The sequence below is a fragment of the Microbacterium sulfonylureivorans genome, assembly GCF_003999995.1.
Classification (GTDB): Bacteria; Actinomycetota; Actinomycetes; order Actinomycetales; family Microbacteriaceae; genus Microbacterium; species Microbacterium sulfonylureivorans.
Genome location: NZ_RJAD01000001.1, coordinates 1052323 through 1068600 on the forward strand (window position 1 = coordinate 1052323; position 16278 = coordinate 1068600).

15 protein-coding genes are annotated in these 16278 nt (G+C 71.3%); 6 read left to right on the plus strand and 9 right to left on the minus strand.

Annotated features, from left to right (window positions below):
- The first annotated feature begins 22 nt into the window (after positions 1 to 22).
- Positions 23 to 1000 (plus strand): serine hydrolase domain-containing protein, encoded by a 978-nt coding sequence (locus tag EER34_RS04630; RefSeq protein WP_127473365.1) that lies wholly within the window; start codon positions 23 to 25, stop codon positions 998 to 1000.
- A gap of 91 nt (positions 1001 to 1091) precedes the next feature.
- Positions 1092 to 1241: a hypothetical protein gene (locus EER34_RS17405; RefSeq protein ID WP_164743405.1), complete on the plus strand. Its 150-nt coding sequence runs from the start codon at positions 1092 to 1094 to the stop codon at positions 1239 to 1241.
- 105 nt (positions 1242 to 1346) lie between these two features.
- Here the strand turns inward: EER34_RS17405 and EER34_RS04635 are convergent, their stop codons facing one another.
- Genes EER34_RS04635 through EER34_RS04645 form a run of 3 tightly spaced genes read right to left on the minus strand, consistent with a single transcriptional unit; the run spans position 1347 to position 4800 of the window.
- Complete coding sequence (locus EER34_RS04635) at positions 1347 to 2192, minus strand: transglutaminase family protein (RefSeq protein WP_127473366.1); 846 nt, start codon at positions 2190 to 2192, stop codon at positions 1347 to 1349.
- Complete coding sequence (locus tag EER34_RS04640) at positions 2189 to 3121, minus strand: alpha-E domain-containing protein (protein WP_127473367.1); 933 nt, start codon at positions 3119 to 3121, stop codon at positions 2189 to 2191. The genes EER34_RS04635 and EER34_RS04640 overlap by 4 nt, the downstream gene beginning before the upstream one ends.
- On the minus strand, positions 3115 to 4800 hold the full coding sequence (locus EER34_RS04645; protein ID WP_127473368.1) for a circularly permuted type 2 ATP-grasp protein: 1686 nt from the start codon (positions 4798 to 4800) through the stop codon (positions 3115 to 3117). The genes EER34_RS04640 and EER34_RS04645 overlap by 7 nt, the downstream gene beginning before the upstream one ends.
- Positions 4801 to 4883: 83 nt before the next feature.
- Between EER34_RS04645 and EER34_RS04650 the strand changes: the two genes are divergently transcribed.
- Positions 4884 to 6446: a molybdopterin-dependent oxidoreductase gene (locus EER34_RS04650; protein ID WP_240642121.1), complete on the plus strand. Its 1563-nt coding sequence runs from the start codon at positions 4884 to 4886 to the stop codon at positions 6444 to 6446.
- Positions 6447 to 6513: 67 nt separating this feature from the next.
- Positions 6514 to 7221 carry a FadR/GntR family transcriptional regulator gene (locus EER34_RS04655; RefSeq protein WP_127473369.1) on the plus strand — a complete coding sequence of 236 codons (708 nt, stop codon included), beginning with the start codon at positions 6514 to 6516 and terminating at the stop codon, positions 7219 to 7221.
- Positions 7222 to 7249: 28 nt separating this feature from the next.
- Here the strand turns inward: EER34_RS04655 and rocD are convergent, their stop codons facing one another.
- The 5 genes from rocD to EER34_RS04680 form a co-directional block, all read right to left on the minus strand.
- Positions 7250 to 8476 carry an ornithine--oxo-acid transaminase gene (gene rocD / locus EER34_RS04660; RefSeq protein ID WP_127473370.1) on the minus strand — a complete coding sequence of 409 codons (1227 nt, stop codon included), beginning with the start codon at positions 8474 to 8476 and terminating at the stop codon, positions 7250 to 7252.
- An 11-nt stretch (positions 8477 to 8487) separates the two neighbouring features.
- A complete protein-coding gene (ddaH, locus tag EER34_RS04665) occupies positions 8488 to 9381 on the minus strand; it encodes a dimethylargininase (protein WP_205791374.1) in 894 nt (297 codons plus the stop codon).
- 211 nt (positions 9382 to 9592) lie between these two features.
- Positions 9593 to 10627 (minus strand): NAD(P)-dependent alcohol dehydrogenase, encoded by a 1035-nt coding sequence (locus EER34_RS04670; protein WP_127473371.1) that lies wholly within the window; start codon positions 10625 to 10627, stop codon positions 9593 to 9595.
- Between the two features lies 1 nt (position 10628).
- Positions 10629 to 10844 carry a helix-turn-helix transcriptional regulator gene (locus EER34_RS04675; RefSeq protein WP_127473372.1) on the minus strand — a complete coding sequence of 72 codons (216 nt, stop codon included), beginning with the start codon at positions 10842 to 10844 and terminating at the stop codon, positions 10629 to 10631.
- Positions 10844 to 11278, minus strand: coding sequence for a hypothetical protein (locus EER34_RS04680; protein ID WP_127473373.1), 435 nt, complete (start codon positions 11276 to 11278; stop codon positions 10844 to 10846). Before EER34_RS04680 ends, EER34_RS04675 begins: the two co-directional genes overlap by 1 nt.
- 171 nt (positions 11279 to 11449) lie before the next feature.
- Here EER34_RS04680 and EER34_RS04685 point away from each other — a divergent pair, with 171 nt between their 5' ends.
- Positions 11450 to 12295 carry a PIG-L deacetylase family protein gene (locus EER34_RS04685; RefSeq protein ID WP_127473374.1) on the plus strand — a complete coding sequence of 282 codons (846 nt, stop codon included), beginning with the start codon at positions 11450 to 11452 and terminating at the stop codon, positions 12293 to 12295.
- Positions 12296 to 12323: 28 nt separating this feature from the next.
- Positions 12324 to 12494 carry a hypothetical protein gene (locus EER34_RS17410; protein WP_164743449.1) on the plus strand — a complete coding sequence of 57 codons (171 nt, stop codon included), beginning with the start codon at positions 12324 to 12326 and terminating at the stop codon, positions 12492 to 12494.
- Between the two features lie 10 nt (positions 12495 to 12504).
- Here the strand turns inward: EER34_RS17410 and EER34_RS04690 are convergent, their stop codons facing one another.
- The gene (locus tag EER34_RS04690; RefSeq protein ID WP_127473375.1) at positions 12505 to 16254 is read right to left on the minus strand and encodes a proline dehydrogenase family protein; all 3750 of its coding nucleotides are present in this window, start codon (positions 16252 to 16254) and stop codon (positions 12505 to 12507) included.
- Positions 16255 to 16278 lie beyond the last annotated feature (24 nt).

Here is a 16278-nt window from a genome sequence, read left to right on the forward strand (position 1 = left end):
TCGCCGTCACGAGAGGAGCGAGATGACCACGTACGCCGCGGCATTCGACTGGACCCGACGCCACGTCGACGACGGACGCCTGCCCACGGCGGTGCTCGGCATCGCGAACGCCGACGGCGTGATCGCTCTCGACGCTTTCGGGGCGACGGGCAGGCGGCGAGCCGCCGTCGACGACCACTACCGGCTGTTCTCGATCACGAAGCCGCTCGTCGGACTCGTCGCCGCGCGAGCGGTCGAGCGCGGGCTGCTGACACCCGACACCCCGCTGTCGACGGCCCTGCCCGAGTTCGGCGCCGACCGGGACGACCTCGTCCGGCTCCGGCATCTCGTCAGCCATACGTCGGGCATCGTCGAGCCGCCGATGGACACCGCGGCGGGCCTGCGCCCCGCGCTCCTGGCGCCCGGGCGCGACTTCGCCGCGGGCACTGCGTCGCGCTATTCCACGATCGCCTTCGAGGGCGTCGCTGCGCTCATCGAGCACGCCACCGGTGAGTCGTGGGACGCCGGAGTGACGACCTGGGCGGCCGGCATCGGCGCCGACGGGCTGACGCTCGACGAGGCATCCGACCCGCATGAGGTGGTGGATGCCGCAGCCGCCGGTCTCGACATGGCGGCGTTCGTGCGGCTCCGCCACCCAGGAGCCGGCACGCTCGGCCGCGCGGCGGACCTCCTGGCCCTCGGCTCGGCCCTGCTGCGCGATCGCGGCGAGGTCGTCCAGCCCTCCACGCACGCCATGATGCTCCGTCCGCTGACCGGCGACATCCCGCGCCTCGAGCCCTACCCCGCCGAGCGCGGCCAGGACTTCGGGTTCACGTGGAATCTCCGCACGCGTGCCCCGGGCCTCATCGACCGCGACGTCTACGGGCACGCGGGCTGGGCCGGGACGCAGTTCTGGGTGCATCCCACCGCCGGGATCGCGTGGGTGCTGCTGACCAACGTCGCCCTCCGGCCGGACGTCGACGTCGACGCGCTCGACAACGCCGTGATCAGCGGGGTCTGACCGGCGGGGGCGGATGCTGCGGCATCCGCCCCCTCTTCGCTTCGCTCGTCAAGCCCCTGTCCTGCCGCCGTCGGCCGCCTAGCGTGGAGCCATGGACGACGAACGCCGCATGGAGAACGAGCCCCTCGAGCAGGACGCCCCCCTCGGCGGCGACGAGACCACCGAGGAGCAGCTCGAGGCCGACAACCCGGCCGAAGAGGACACGCTCAAGACCCTCGACCCCGACGCGCCTCCGGCCTGACCGCCCGCTCCCTCCGCGAGAGCTCAGAATTGGGCTCCGGGGCGCGGGATCCGGCGCGAGAAGCCTGCACCCTCGGCGGAAAGTCCGCGCCCTGGGCGACGCGGCTCACGCCTCGCGGGTGATCGTCACCTTCACGTGCAGGTGGCTCTTGAACGGACCGGCGTAGACACCGCGAAGGGGCGGCACATCGCCGTAGTCGCGGCCTCGGCCGACGAGCACATGGCGGTCGCCGATCTCGATGTTGTTGGTCGGATCGAAGCCCTGCCATTCGCCGGCGAACCACTCGATCCACGCGTGCGACTCGCCGGTCACCGCCACCCCCACCTCGGCGGAAGGGCGCGGGTGAAGGTAGCCCGACACGTAGCGTGCCGGGATGCCGACCTCGCGCAGCGCGCCGAGGGTGACGTGGGCGATGTCCTGACAGACGCCCTTGCGGGCCTCCCAGGCCTCGTGCGCGGTCGAGTGCACGCCGGTGATGCCGTGCATGTACTCGACAGCGTCGCCGACGCCCGTGGCGATGGCGTGCGCGGCCCGTCCGGGGTGGTCGTGCTTCGCCGCGATCGTGCGGGCCATGTCGGCGACCTCGGGGTGAGGTCGCGTGCGCCCGGTCTGCACGAGCTGCTCGACGGTCTCGATCGATCGGTTGGAATCGCGTGCGAGGCCGTGCCACGTCACGTCGACGTGCTCGAGCGGACGCGGGCGCACCTCGACGAGCGACCGCGCGGTGATCGTCAGCGCGGCGTGCGGCGACAGGACGTCGAACGCGGCGACACGCGTGCCGAAGTAGTCGACGTACTGGTTCACCGACGTCGAGGGCTCGATGTCGAGCGACGAGTTCAGCACGAACTGGCTGTCGGTCGAGCCCGGCAGCATGCGCGCCTCGTTGTACGACGCCGACACGTCGCCCTGGTAGCTGAATCCGGTCTGGTGCTCGATGCGGAGGCGCTTCACGAGATCTCTCCGATCCAGCTCGGCTCCGCCTGGGTCGGGAAGAAGCGTCCGCGGATCGCCTCCGACGCCTCCCGCGTGACCGTCTGCACGCGATGCATGTGCTGCGGCAGCTCGCTCAGGATCTCGCCGATCGGACGGTACTCGAGATCGTTGCGGATCTGCCCGAGCGCCCGCAGCACGGTGTTCGAGTGGCCGACGCGGTCGGCACGGGGGTCGATGGCGCTCATGCACTCCTCGGCGAGCTGGATGGAGTAGATGATCGACCGCGGGAACAGGCGGTCGAGCAGCAGGAACTCGGCCGCGTTGCGCGCGCTCGGCATTCCGCGGTAGGTGCGCAGGTACGCCTCGTAGGCGCCGCACGACCGCAGAATGGTTGTCCACGAGGGACCGGATGCCTCGGTCAGCGACCTCGTCGCGAGCAGGCGCGCCGTCATGTCGGTGCGCTCGATGCTCCGGCCGAGGGTGAAGAACTGCCAGGCCTCGTCGCGGCTGGTCGACGAGTCGACGATGCCCACGGCGAGCGCGGCGCGCTCGCGCACCCACTGGAAGAACTCGTGCACCTTGTCGGTCTGCAGGCGGCGCGGCATCCGGGCGTTCGTCGTGTTGAGGGTCTCCCACAGCTCGGTCGACACGATCTCGCGCGCCCGCCGGGCGTTCTCGCGCGACGCGGTGAGGGCGTAGGCGATGCTCGACGGGTTCATGCGGTCCACCGCGAGCCGTGCGAGGACGTCCTCGCGGCGGACGTGCGTGACCCCCTCGGGCGGGAAGGAGCCCATGACGCTCAGCAGGGAGCGGCATGCGGTGTCCTCGTCGATCCACGGGTCCTCGAGGAGCAGCTGCAGGTGCACGTCGAGGATGCGCGCGGTGCCGTCGCTGCGCTCGATGTAGCGACCGATCCAGAAGAGCGACTCGGCGATGCGGCTCAGCACGTCGCACCGCCGTCGTCGTCGGCCGACTGCTGCTGCTGCTCCTGCTGCTCGGTGCGCGTACGGGGACGGTCCTGCGGCGAGTGCGTCGGCTCGGGCTGGCCGTCGTAGATGATCGGGATCGAGGCCGTGATGGTGGCCGCCTGGTCGGCGACGAGACCGGACACGCCGTAGCCCTGGCCGTACTCGACGTGCGAGGGCGCGGCGCCGCCGATGACCCAGGTGTCCTTCGACCCGCCGCCCTGGCTCGAGTTGACGACGAGCTGACCCTCGGGCAGCGCGACGCGCGTGAGCCCGCCGGGGAGGACCCAGACGTCCTCTCCGTCGTTGACGGCGAAGGGGCGCAGATCGGCGTGTCGCGGGCGCATCCCGTCCTCGACGAGCGTCGGGATGGTCGACAGCATGACGACCGGCTGCGCGATCCACCCGCGAGGATCGGCGAGGAGACGCTGGCGGAGCTTCTCGAGCTCGGAGGGCGAGGCATCCGGCCCCACGACAAGTCCCTTGCCGCCCGACCCGTCGACCGGCTTGACCACGAGCTCGTCGAGGCGGTCGAGCACCTCTTCGAGGGCGCCCGGGTCTTCGAGCCGCCAGGTGTCGACGTTCTTGAGGATGGGCTCCTCGGCGAGGTAGTACCGGATGAGGTCGGGCACGTACGTGTAGAGCAGCTTGTCGTCGGCGACGCCATTGCCCACGGCGTTGGCGATCGTGACGTTGCCGAGGCGCGCGGCGAGCATGAGGCCCGGCGCGCCGAGCATCGAGTCCGCTCGGAACTGCAGCGGATCGAGGAACTCGTCGTCGACCCGGCGGTAGATCACGTCGACGCGCTTCGGGCCACGGGTCGTGCGCATGAACACCTTGCCGCCGATGCTCAGCAGGTCGCGCCCCTCGACCAGCTCGACGCCCATGAGGCGCGCGAGAAGCGTGTGCTCGAAGTACGCCGAGTTGTAGACGCCCGGTGTGAGCACGACCACGTTCGGGTCTTCGACCCCGGGCGGGGCGGAGGCGCGGAGCGCCGCGAGCAGCTTGTTGGGGTAGTCGCCGACGGGGCGCACGCGCATCGAGACGAACAGCTCGGGCAGCGTCTGCGCCATCACGCGACGGTTCGAGATGACGTAGCTGACGCCCGACGGGACGCGCACGTTGTCTTCGAGAACGCGCATCTCGCCGTGCTCGTCGCGGATCAGGTCGATTCCCGACACCTGGATGCGCACCCCATTGGCGGACTGGATGCCGGCTGCCTGGCGGTAGAAGTACTGCGACGACGCGATCAGCCCGGCCGGAAGCACCTCGTCGCGCACGCAGTGCTGACGTCCGTATGCGTCGTCGAGGAACGCCTCCAGCGCGAGGACGCGCTGCTTGACGCCGCGCTCGATGCGCGACCACTCCTCGTAGGTGATGACGCGCGGCACGGCGTCGAGCGGGAACGGGCGCTCCTCGCCGGCGAAGTCGAAGGTCACGCCCTGTGCGAGGTACGAGCTGGCGAGCGAGTCCGTGCGGCCGCGCAGCTCCTCCTGGGTCATCTGCGCGAGCGCCTGGTACAGCTCCTTGTAGGCCTCGCGAGACTCGGCGAGATCGCCGGGATGCGCGGGACTGCCGAACATCTCGTCGTACGCGGGGACCCCGGAGGCCGTCTTGCGCGGCGCCAGAGTGGAGCCGTAGCCGTCGAAGAGATCACCCATGCGAAGAGCCTAGTCGTGGCCGTGTTGCCGCAGTGTTTCGCCCGAACGGCCCTGTGTGCCCGGGACGGTCGTACGCTGTCCTCGTGGCGAGGTCACGGGGGGAACGCGGCATCCCTTCGCCCTGGGCTTGGGCGGCTGGAGCGGGTGCCGTCGTGCTGGGTGCCGGGCTGGGCGAGCTGCTGGCGGCGATCATCGCGCCGGCCGCAGGCCCGTTCGTGGTCGTCGGCGGGACGCTGATCGACCTCGCGCCATCTTGGGCCAAGGACACCGCGATCGCCCTGTTCGGCACCGCCGACAAGATCGCCCTCCTCGCCGGCATCGCCCTCGTGGTGCTCGCACTCGCGGCCCTCGCAGGGTGGCTCGAGGCCCGTCGGCCGCCGTGGGGGCTGATCGTCGTGCTCGCCTTCGGAGCCGTGGGGGCAGTGGTCGCCATGACCCGGCCGGACGCCGGGCCCCTCTGGTGGATTCCGTCCGCCGCCGCCGGCGCCATCGGGGCGGTCGCGCTGTGGTGGCTGATCCGGATGCTGCGCCCCGCCGAGGCCCCCGAGCACGGGTCGCCCGGCGGGGCCCCGGGGGAGCCCGACCGGCGCACGTTCCTCGTGTGGACAGGCGTCGCTGCAGCCGCCGGCATCCTCGCCGCCGCGGCCGGGAGCGCGATCCGCGCCGGGAGCACGGCACTCACCGCCATCAAGGCCGTCGTCCTCCCGGCGCCCGCCTCGACGGCGCCCCCGGTCGCGGCATCGGCCGAGCTCGGCATTCCGGGCCTCGCGCGCGTCATCACGCCCAACGACTCCTTCTACCGCATCGACACCGCGCTCATCGTGCCCCAGATCGACCCCGCCGACTGGAGCCTGCGCGTGCACGGGCTCGTCGAGGAGGAGGTCACGCTCACGTGGGAGGAGCTGCTCACCCTCCCGCTCGAGGAGAGCTTCACCACCCTCGCGTGCGTCTCCAACGAGGTCGGCGGCACCCTCATCGGCAACGCCCTGTGGCTCGGCTACCCGGTGCGCGAACTCCTCGCCCGCGCGCGCCCGACGGCGGACGCCGACATGGTGCTGTCCCGGTCGATCGACGGGTTCACGGCATCCACTCCCCTCGAAGCCCTCACCGACGACCGCAACGCGATCCTGGCGGTCGGCATGAACGGCGATCCGCTGCCTGCCGAGCACGGGTTCCCGGTGCGCATGGTGGTGCCGGGGCTCTACGGGTACGTGTCGGCCACGAAGTGGGTGGTCGATCTCGAGGTCACGAGGTTCGACAGCGCCCGAGCGTACTGGACGGATCGCGGGTGGTCGGAGCGCGGCCCGATCAAGCTGCAGTCGCGCATCGACGTGCCCCGCAAGGCGCAGGGGCTCAAGGCCGGCGAGACGGTGATCGCCGGGGTCGCGTGGCAGCAGCGCGTCGGCGTCCGGGGCGTCGAGGTGCAGATCGACGAAGGCCCGTGGCAGCAGGCTGAGCTCGCGACCGCGATCTCGGACGACACGTGGGTGCAATGGAGCCTCCCGTGGACGGCCGACGTGGGCGACCATCTCATCCGGTGCCGGGCGACGAGCACGACAGGCGAGGTGCAGACATCCGACCGCGCGCACCCGGCCCCGGACGGCGCGACGGGCTGGCACGAGAGGTTCATCACCGTCTTCGAGTGAGACGAGACGTTATCCGGATTGATCTGACCGGTATCATCGCGAGATACCCGAATCCATCGGAGGTCCGGTGCCCGAGCCCCTCGACCACTTCGTGGCCCGCCTGCTGGCGCTGGCGACCATCGAGGAAGACACCGGTGCGCGCCGGCTTCCGCCCGAGCGCGAGTTGGGCGACGCCCTCGGTATGAGCCGCGGTGCGCTGCGCGAGCAGCTCGCCGTTCTCGAACGGCTCGGATTCCTCCATCGCACCCAGGGGCGCGGGACGTATCTGGACACCCCGTCGTACGGGTTCGTCCGCACCTACTTCACGATCGCCCGCTCGCTCGGCTACATCACCGAGCCGGACGTCGCCGAGGCCCGCGTGCTCGTGGAGCAGGCGGTCGCGGAGGCGGCCGCCCGCCGTGCGACGGACGAGCAGATCGCCGGGCTGCGCGAGGCGATCGACCGTATGGAGGCGGCCGACGCCGCCGGCGACCTCGACAGCGTGCACGTGGCGGACGCCGACTTCCACCGGCGCCTGCTCCACGTCGTCGCGAACCCGGTGCTCCTGTTCCTCCAGGAGGGTCTCCGCCGCGCGCTGGACGACGACATGCGGTCCCGGCGTGCGTCGGTGACCCTCGCGCATGCGAGCGGCGAGTTCGACAGGACCCACGCCGACATCGTCGACGCGCTCGTCGAGCATGACCCCGAGGCCGCTCGGCTCGCGATGCGACGGCATTTCGGCATCACCGAAGCAGACGCCGTCGGCGCCGCGGCCGTCCATCCCGCGAGGGCCTAGCCCGGGTCCGGACGCGGGCTCACCCGACTCAGGCTGCGAGCACGACCCGCAGCTGCTCCACGGCCCAGTCGAGCTCGGTCGCCCGGACGACGAGCGGCGGCGCGATGCGGATGGTCTGCCCGTGGGTGTCCTTCACGAGCACTCCGCGCGCGATGAGGCGCTCCGCGACCTCGCGGCCCGTGCCGACGGCGGGGTCGATGTCGACACCGGCCCACAGGCCCGCCACGCGCACCGTGGTGACGCCGTGGCCGATGAGCCCGGTCAGTGCGGCCTCGAGGTGCCCGCCCAGCGCCTTCGCGCGCGTCTGGAACTCGCCCGTGCTCAGCATCTCGACCACACGGAGCCCGACCGCTGCCGCGAGGGGGTTGCCGCCGAAGGTCGATCCGTGCTCGCCCGGACGGATGACGCCCAGGATGTCACGGTCGGCGACGACGGCGGAGAGCGGAAGGATGCCGCCGCCCAGCGCCTTGCCGAGCAGGTACACGTCGGGGACGACGCCCTCGCGGTCGCACGCGAACGTCTCGCCCACCCGGCCGAGACCCGACTGGATCTCGTCGGCGATGAACAGCACGTCGTTCTTCGTGCAGATCTCCCTGACGGCCCGCAGGTAGCCCTCGGGGGGCAGGACGACTCCCGCCTCGCCCTGGATGGGCTCGATCAGCACCGCCGCCGTCGACGGGGTGATCGCTGCCTCGATGGCGGCGGCGTCGCCGAACGGGACGTGGAGGAATCCGGGCGCGAACGGGCCGAAGCCGTCGCGCGCCTGCGCGTCGTCGCTGAAGCCGACGATGGTGGTCGTGCGGCCGTGGAAGTTGCCTTTCGCCACGACGATGGTCGCGGCATCCGGCTCGATGCCCTTCACCCGGTAGCCCCACGCGCGCGCGACCTTGATGCCGGTCTCGACCGCCTCGGCGCCGGTGTTCATCGGCAGCACGAGATCCTTGCCGCACAGCTCGGCGAGCGCCGCCGCGAAGGGTCCGAGACGGTCGTTGTGGTACGCGCGGCTCGTGAGCGTGAGGCGGTTCAGCTGCTCCTGCGCGGCGGCGAGGATCGCGGGATGACCGTGCCCGAAGTTGAGGGCCGAGTAGGCCGACAGCAGATCGAGGTAGCGCTTGCCCTCGACATCCGTCACCCATGCTCCCTCGCCACGGGAGATGACCACCGGGAGCGGGTGGTAGTTGTGAGCCACGTGCGCGTCTTCGTCGGCGATGATGCGGGCCATCGCGGAGTCGACGGATGCCTGGATCGAAGTCATCTCGGTGCCTTTCAGCGTCGAAGCTCGAGAGTGCAGCACTTGATGCCGCCGCCGCCGAGCAGCAGCTCGGAGAGGTCGACGAGCACGGGGTTGTAGCCGCGCTCGCGCAGCTGGGCCTCGAAGCCCTTCGCGCGCGGCGAGATGATCACATTGAGGCCGTCGCTGGCCGAGTTGAGCCCGAAGACGGCGCCGTCCTCGTCGGCGACGAGGATCGCCTCGGGGAAGCGCTCCTCCAGGATGCGGCGGCTCTCTTCGTCGAACGCGCCGGGGAGGTAGGCGATGTTCGCCTTCTCGACCCCGCCCGGGCCCTGCACCGGGTCGAGCACCGAGATCGCCGTGTCGAGGTGGTAGAACCGCGGGTCGACGAGGTTGAGGCTCACGACCTCCTTGCCGAAGACGTCGCGCAGTTCGCGGTGGCTGTCGCCGGTCGAGCGGAAGCCGGTGCCGGCCAGGATCGTGTCGCCCACGAGCAGGAAGTCGCCCTCGCCCTCGTTGACCTCGACGGGCGAGGCGACCTCGAAGCCGTTGGCGCCGAACCACTCCATGAACGCCGGGCCCTCCGGGACGCGCTCCTGGAAGCGGAACTTCGCGCCGTAGGCGACGTTGTCGATGATGAACCCGCCGTTGGCGGTGTAGACCATGTCGGGCAGACCCTCGATGGGGTCGATCAGCTGGACGTCGTGACCGAGCGCGATGTAGGTGTCGTAGAGCGTCTGCCACTGCGCGACGGCCCTCGCGGTGTCGGTCGGGTTGGCCGGCTCCATCCAGGGGTTGATGGTGTAGCTGACCGTGAAGTGCTCGGGGCGGCACATGAGGTAGCTGCGGTGCTGCGCGATGCGGGTGACGGATGCCGCGGCCCCGGTGGCCGTGTCGGTCGTGGTGGGCGCGGTGTTCTGCGTGGACATCTTGCTCCTAGAGAAGGGGCGGCGGACGCTGTCCAGAGGCCCGACGGAGCTGCGGAAGCCGACGACTCGGGCACGCCGCATCCATTGTCTCACGAGACCTGGGAACGGCCTGGGACCGTTCGCGGCTCGCTCACGGTCGAGGGTGCACGAACGACCGGTCGCCCCGGGCGGCTGCCGTCGTTCCTGCACGCTCGGCAGCGTGCGGCGAAGGTCAGGACGCGGTGACGACGACCTTGCCGACGGCGTGGCCCGCGTCGACGTGTGCGAGGGCGTCGCCCGCCTGGGCGAACGGGTACTCGCGCTCGATCACCGGCGCGAGACCGCCGTCCGCGGCGAGCGCGACCAGCCGGGCGAGGACGTCCGGCTTGGCCACGGCGGCCAGGGGGCGCAGCGCCCGCTTCGATCCGATCGACCGGAACGACGCGCCCAGGATCCGCCCGATCGGGCCGAGGATGCGCCCGCCCTCGCCCGACACGAGCACCACGGCGCCGCCATCGCGCACGAGACGCTGCAGCGCCCGCAGCGGGGCCGTGCCGGCGATGTCGATGACGACGTCGAACGTGCCCTCGCCGAGCTCGGCCGAACCGGGCTGCACAACCCGGTAGTCGAAGGTTCGCGACGCTCCGAGACCCTCGACGAGCTCCTGGCTGCGCGACCCGCACAGCGCCGTCACCTCCGCCCCGCGGAGGGCTGCGAGCCGCACCGCGAACGTGCCCACACCGCCCGAAGCCCCGATCACGAGGACCCGCTGGCCGGTCGACACCGCACCGCGCTCGAGGGCCTGCCATGCCGTGCCCGCCGCCACCGGCAGACTCGCCGCCAGGACGGGCGTGAGACCGGCCGGACGCCGGACCAGGCGCGTGACCGGCGCGACCGCGAAGCGGGCGAGGCCGCCGCCGGCGGGGAGTTCGCCCACGACCTCGTCGCCGAGTGCGAAGCCCGTCACACCGTCGCCGAGGCCGACCACGGTGGCGGCGGCATCCATCCCCCGGATCCCCTGCTTCGGACGGCGCAGGCCGAACGCGGTGCGCAGGAGGAGCGGTTCGCCGCGCAGGATCCGCACGTCGCCGTTGTTCAGCCCGGTCGCGCGCAGCCGGAGGAGCACCTCGCCGCGTCGGGGAGCGGGCACGTCGACCTGCTCGAGCGCGACGACCTCGGGGCCGCCGTAGCGCGCCTGGCGCCACGCGGGCATTGTGTCGGTGGACAGGGGCGCCGACGAGGCGGCGCCGCGGGTGGTGTCGGTCATGTCAGGCCTCCGGGTACTGGAAGATGTCGTCGAGCCCCACGCCGAAGACGCGCGAGATCTGGAAGGCGAGCTCGAGGGTCGGTGAGTACCGGCCCTGCTCGATGGCGATGAGGGTCTGCCGGGTGACGCCGATCTGCTTCGCGAGCTCGGCCTGCGTGATGCCGGCGGCCTCGCGGACGGCGCGGATGGAGTTGGTGACCCTGGTCGGCTTGACCATCAGACGAGGCCCCGGCGGTAGGCGATGACGCTCGCGATCCCGCCGACGATGGTCGAGACGGCGAAGCCGTAGAACATCGTGTTGGCGATCCAGAACCAGTCGACCTCGAACGCGCACTCGATGATGACGCCGAGTCCGGCGATCACCATGAAGGCCTGCCCGACGCGGTTGCCCAGGTGCGCGATGTCGCGGTCGCGCTGGTCGGACTTTCCGACGCCCTCGGGATCGCCCATGCCCGCGATGATCCCCCACACGATGCTCACGACGATGGCGCCGACGATGCTGATGCCGATGGTCCACAGCATGATGGGCACCCAGTCGACGTCCGCGAGCGGCCCGCCCTGAGCCTGCTGCAGGATGATGACCGTGTAGACCGCGATCGTGATGACGCTCACGATGAGGCTCGACCAGAGGTTGCGCTCCTCGTAGACCATGATCCGCTCCGATGTCTAGAATATTTGACATGCCGAGCGTAGATCGCGCGGCGGCGAGTGTCAAGTTTTCTTTACACAGTTGTGCACATGCCGGTGAACTCCGAGCGGGGCTCGGCTTAGGATGCTCAGGCCGTCGGCGTCGACGGCGGCCCTCAGCATCCCGGAGTCCCCATGCGAAAGCGCTGGATCGCGCTCATCGTCGTCGCGTCCGTCCTCGTCGTCGTCCTCGTCGGCGTCTACTGGGCGGGGCGCAGCCTCTTCCACATGCCCACCGCGAAAGGCGTCGACTCGGTCGTCGGCGAGATCGGGGGCGAGCGCGTGCTCGGCGTCTTCGCCCACCCCGACGACGAGCAGACCGTCAACGGACTGTTCTGGCGGGCGAAGCAGGATGACGGCGCCTATACCGCGATGATCACGGCGACCGCGGGCGAGGCCGGGCACCAGGTGCCCGTCGTCGCCCGCCAGGAGGACCTGGGCATCGTCCGCACGGCCGAGGCGCTCAAGAACAGCTTCAACCTCGGTGTCGACGAGCACGAGGTCTGGGACTACCCCGACGGCGGAGTGCCCCTGGTCGACGAGGACGAGCTCGTCGACCGGCTCGTCGCGGCGATGAAGCGCATCGAACCCGACGTCGTCGTCGGCTTCTGGCCGGCGAGCGGCGCCACCGGCCACAAGGACCACATGGAGATGGGCCGCGTCACCGAGCTGGCCATCGCGCAGCTGAAGGAGGAGGGCGGCGCGTACGACGGCCCCGACCACCTCGTCTACACGATCAGCCCGACCACCGCGCTGTCGCTGTTCGGAGGCGAGCAGGGGCAGCTGGTCGTCGAGAACCAGCCCGACCCCGAGTACGCGATGTCGGCCGAGACCGGCAAGAAGCACGAGGGGTGGGCGATCCACGCGTCGCAGGAGGACTATCTGCAGTCGGCGTACGACCTGCCGGCGTGGCTGGTGTACCTGCTCTGGGACCAGGAGTTCTACCACGTGCGCGATCTCGCGGCCGACCCGATCGAGTAGCGCGGACGCCGCGCACTAGGCTCCCGCCATGGATCCCCTCACCTCGCTCTTCGCCACCGTCGTCATCGGAGCGATCGCCTTCTACGTCCTGTACCTCGTCGTGCGGGCCGCCGTGCTCAACGCCTTGCGCACGCACCGCGCCGAGGTGAACGCTCCGGCGCCCGAGCCCGTCACGCACCTCGACGCGGACGGGCTCTAGGCGGCGGTCGTCAGATCACGTCCTCCGACCACGCGTCGGGGTTGCCGAAGCGGTGCGCGGTGATCGTGATCGACTGCTCGTGCAGGAACGGCAGCAGTTCGAGGCGTCCGGCCGTCGTCACCTCGTTGTCGTAGACCGCGAGGTCGGGGTCTCCCCCGACGGCGACGGACAGCGCCCGGTGCAGCGCCGCCACCGACTCGCGCGAGCCGATGAGGCGCACCCGCGAGGGACGTGCACCGGATGCCTCGGCCGCCGCCGCGGCCACGAGATCGGGCGCCGGCGCGGCGACCCGCTGGAGCCACTGATCGTCGCTCTCGACGTAGACGGCCACATCGAGGTCGCTGAGCGCGCGCCGCACGGCCGCCGGGAGTCCGACCGGAGCACTCAGGGTGAGCGCCGAACCGGCGCGGATGCCGGCGATCGCCACGCGAAGCACGGACTGCCAGGACGCGTCGGCGGTGGCGCGGAGCGCGACCTCGGCGATCGGCCGATAGCGGAAGAGGTTGCGCTCGACGCCGAGGGACGAGACATCCTTCACCTGTCCGAACTCGCGGTCCCACGCGATCGCATCCGACAGCGCGGCGCGGCGCAGCCACTCGAACGACTCGTAGTCGAGCGAAGGCTGGGCCGCCTCGATGACCGAGGTGATGCGCGAGTCGAGTCCGCGGAGGTGGAGTGTGGCCGACGAGGCCGCGCCCGAGGTCGCTCGCCACGAGCCGAGCCCGACGAGGTAGTTCGGCCCGCCCGCCTTGGTGCCGGCGCCGACCGACGAGCGCTTCCAGCCGCCGAACGGCTGGCGCTGCACGATCGCGCCCGTGATCCCGCGGTTGACGTAGAGGTTGCCCGCCTCGACCCGGTCGAGCCACACGGCGAGATCGTCGGGGTTCTGGGTGTACAGGCCGGCGGTGAGGCCGTATGCGACGGCGTTCTGCAGTTCGATCGCGTGCGCGAGCGAGGTGGCGTGCATGACGCCGAGGACCGGTCCGAAGAACTCCTCGTGGTGGAAGCGCGACCCCGGCATGACACCGGTGCGGATGCCGGGACGCCACATTCGGCCGGCGAATTCCGGTCCGGCGTCGACCGGCTTCGGCTCGACGAGCCACTTCTCGCCCTCGTCGAGGGTCGTGAGGGCCCACTCGAGCTTGCCGCGCGGCGGCTCGACGACCGGGCCGACCTCGGACAGCGGGTCGGTCGGCGATCCGACGCGGAGCGACTCGGCGGCGTCGACCAGCTGACGCGCGAACCGCTTGGAGTGTCCGACCGGGCCGACCAGGATCGCGAGCGAAGCCGCGGAGCACTTCTGCCCCGCGTGGCCGAATGCGCTCTTGATGAGGTCGGATGCCGCAAGGTCGAGGTCGGCCGACGGCATGACGATCATGGCGTTCTTGCCGCTGGTCTCGGCCAGGAGCGGCAGCTCGGGCCGCCACGAGCGGAACAGCGCCGCCGTCTCGAACGAGCCGGTGAGGATCACACGGTCGACCGAGGGGTGCGAGACGAGCGCCTGTCCGAGGCCGCCCTCGTCGATGTCGACCAGAGCGAGGACCTCTCGGGGGATGCCCGCCTCCCACAGCGCCTCGGCGACGACGGCCGCGCAGCGGCGCGCCTGCGGCGCGGGCTTGAAGACGACGCCCGAACCCGCGGCGAGCGCGGCGAGCACGCCGCCCGCCGGGATGGCCACCGGGAAGTTCCACGGCGGGGTGACGACAGTCAGCTTCGCAGGCTCGAACACCGCCCCGCTCACGCGATCGAGCTCGCGCGCGGTCGCGGCGTAGTAGTTGGCGAAGTCGACGGCCTCGCTGACCTCGACGTCGGCCTCGGCGAAGATCTTGCCGGTCTCGGACGCGGCGACCTCGATCAGCTCGCCCCGGCGGGCCTCCAGCGCACGGGCGGCGGCGGCGAGCACGGCGCCGCGCTCGGCAGCGGGCTTCGCACCCCAGCCGGTCGCGGCATCCGTCACCGTCCGCACGACGGCCTCGAGCGACTCGATGTCGTCGATGCGCGCGGCGACGATCGTCGCGTCGCCGGCGCGCGACGTGTGGATGCGCCCGAGGATGCGCCGTGCCCACGCCCGGTTCGCGGGCAGCGCGGGGTCGGTGTCGGCCGCGTTGCGGAAGCCCGGTGCGCCGAGCGCGCGCTCGACGCCCTCGCGGGGAGCGAACACCGCGGTCTCGACGAAGGCCTCGCCTCCGAAGAGCTGCTCCTCGGCCGACGGGGCGATCGGCGAGGTCTCGGCGGGGTCGGACGCTGCGGAGCGGGCGATGCCGATCACGGCCTGCGTGAGGCCGGCATCGTCGGCGACAGGACCGGTCCCCCGGAGACGGGCGCGGCTCATCGGCGCCTCGATGGGGGCCGCAGCACGGTCCTGCGTGCGGTTCGGTCCCGTCGCGAGCGCGGGGTCGGCCGCGCGGGCGAGCGAGGCGAGGAAGCGGTCGCGCTCACGGTCGAACATCGCGGGAACGTCGGCGAGCTCGAACGCCGCGGAGAGGAAGTTGTCGCTCGACGCGTTCTCCTCGAGCCGGCGGACGAGGTAGCTGATCGCGACGTCGAACTCGTCCGGGCGCACGACGGGCACGTAGAGCAGCACATGGCCGACCTCGCGGGCGACCGCGGCGACCTGGCCCTGCGCCATGCCGAGGAGCATCTCGAACTCGATGTTCTCGCGTGCACCGGTCTCACCCGCGAGCAGCCAGGCGTACGCGATGTCGAACAGGTTGTGCCCCGCGACACCGATGCGCACGGCGACGGCGTTCTCGAGACGCAGGGCGAAGTCGAGGCAGCGGATGTAGTTGGCGTCGGAGTCGACCTTGGCGTCGTAGGTCGCGAGCGACCAGTCGTGCATGACCGCGTCGACGCGCTCCATGGCGAGGTTCGCGCCCTTGACGAGCCGCACCTTGATGCGCGCGCCGCCGGTCGACACCCTCTGCTTCGCCCACGCGGTGAGCTGCTGGAGCGCGGGGAGCGCGTCGGGCAGGTACGCCTGGAGCACGATGCCGGCCTCGAGCCCGCGCAGGCGCGGGTCTTCGAGGATCTTCGTGAACACCGCGATCGTCAGGTCGAGGTCGCGGTACTCCTCCATGTCGAGGTTGATGAAGGTGCCGTCGGTGGCCGCCGTCAGGTAGAGCGGCGTGAGGCGCTCGACGACCTTGGCGACGACCTCGTCGAAGGCCCACATCGAGATGTGGCTGGCGATCGCCGAGACCTTCACCGAGACGTAGTCGACGTCGTCGCGACGGATGAGCTCGTGGATGCCCTCGAGCCTCCGGAGCGCCTCCTGTTCGCCGAGGACGGCTTCGCCGAGCAGATTGAGGTTCAGCTTGGCCCCGGACTCGCGGATCGCCGCGATCGCCGGGCCGAGCTTGTCGGGGCGGGCGTCGACGACGAGGTGGCCGACCATCTCGCGAAGCACGCGGCGCGCGATGGGGACGACGGGCGAGGGCAGCACCGGCGCGACGGCTCCGCCGACGCGCACGGCGCCGCGCAGGTACCAGGGCAGGAACCCCGGCACGAGCGGGGCGACACGGCTCAGATTGGATGCCGCGGCCGTCAGGCTCTCGGGCCGCATCACGCCGTCGACGAAGCCGATCGTGAAGGGGAGTCCGTTGGGGTCTTTCAGGACGCCGGCGAGTCGCTCGGCGGCGGGGTCCACGTCGACCTCGGCGCTCTCGGTGGTCCACCGCTGCGCCAGCACCACGGCGCGCGCAGCGAGATCATCGCCGGCTGCCGTGAGGTCGGTGTCCCCCTGATAAGGGTCGGTCACCATGCCGTCAAGCCTAGAGCCGCGCGC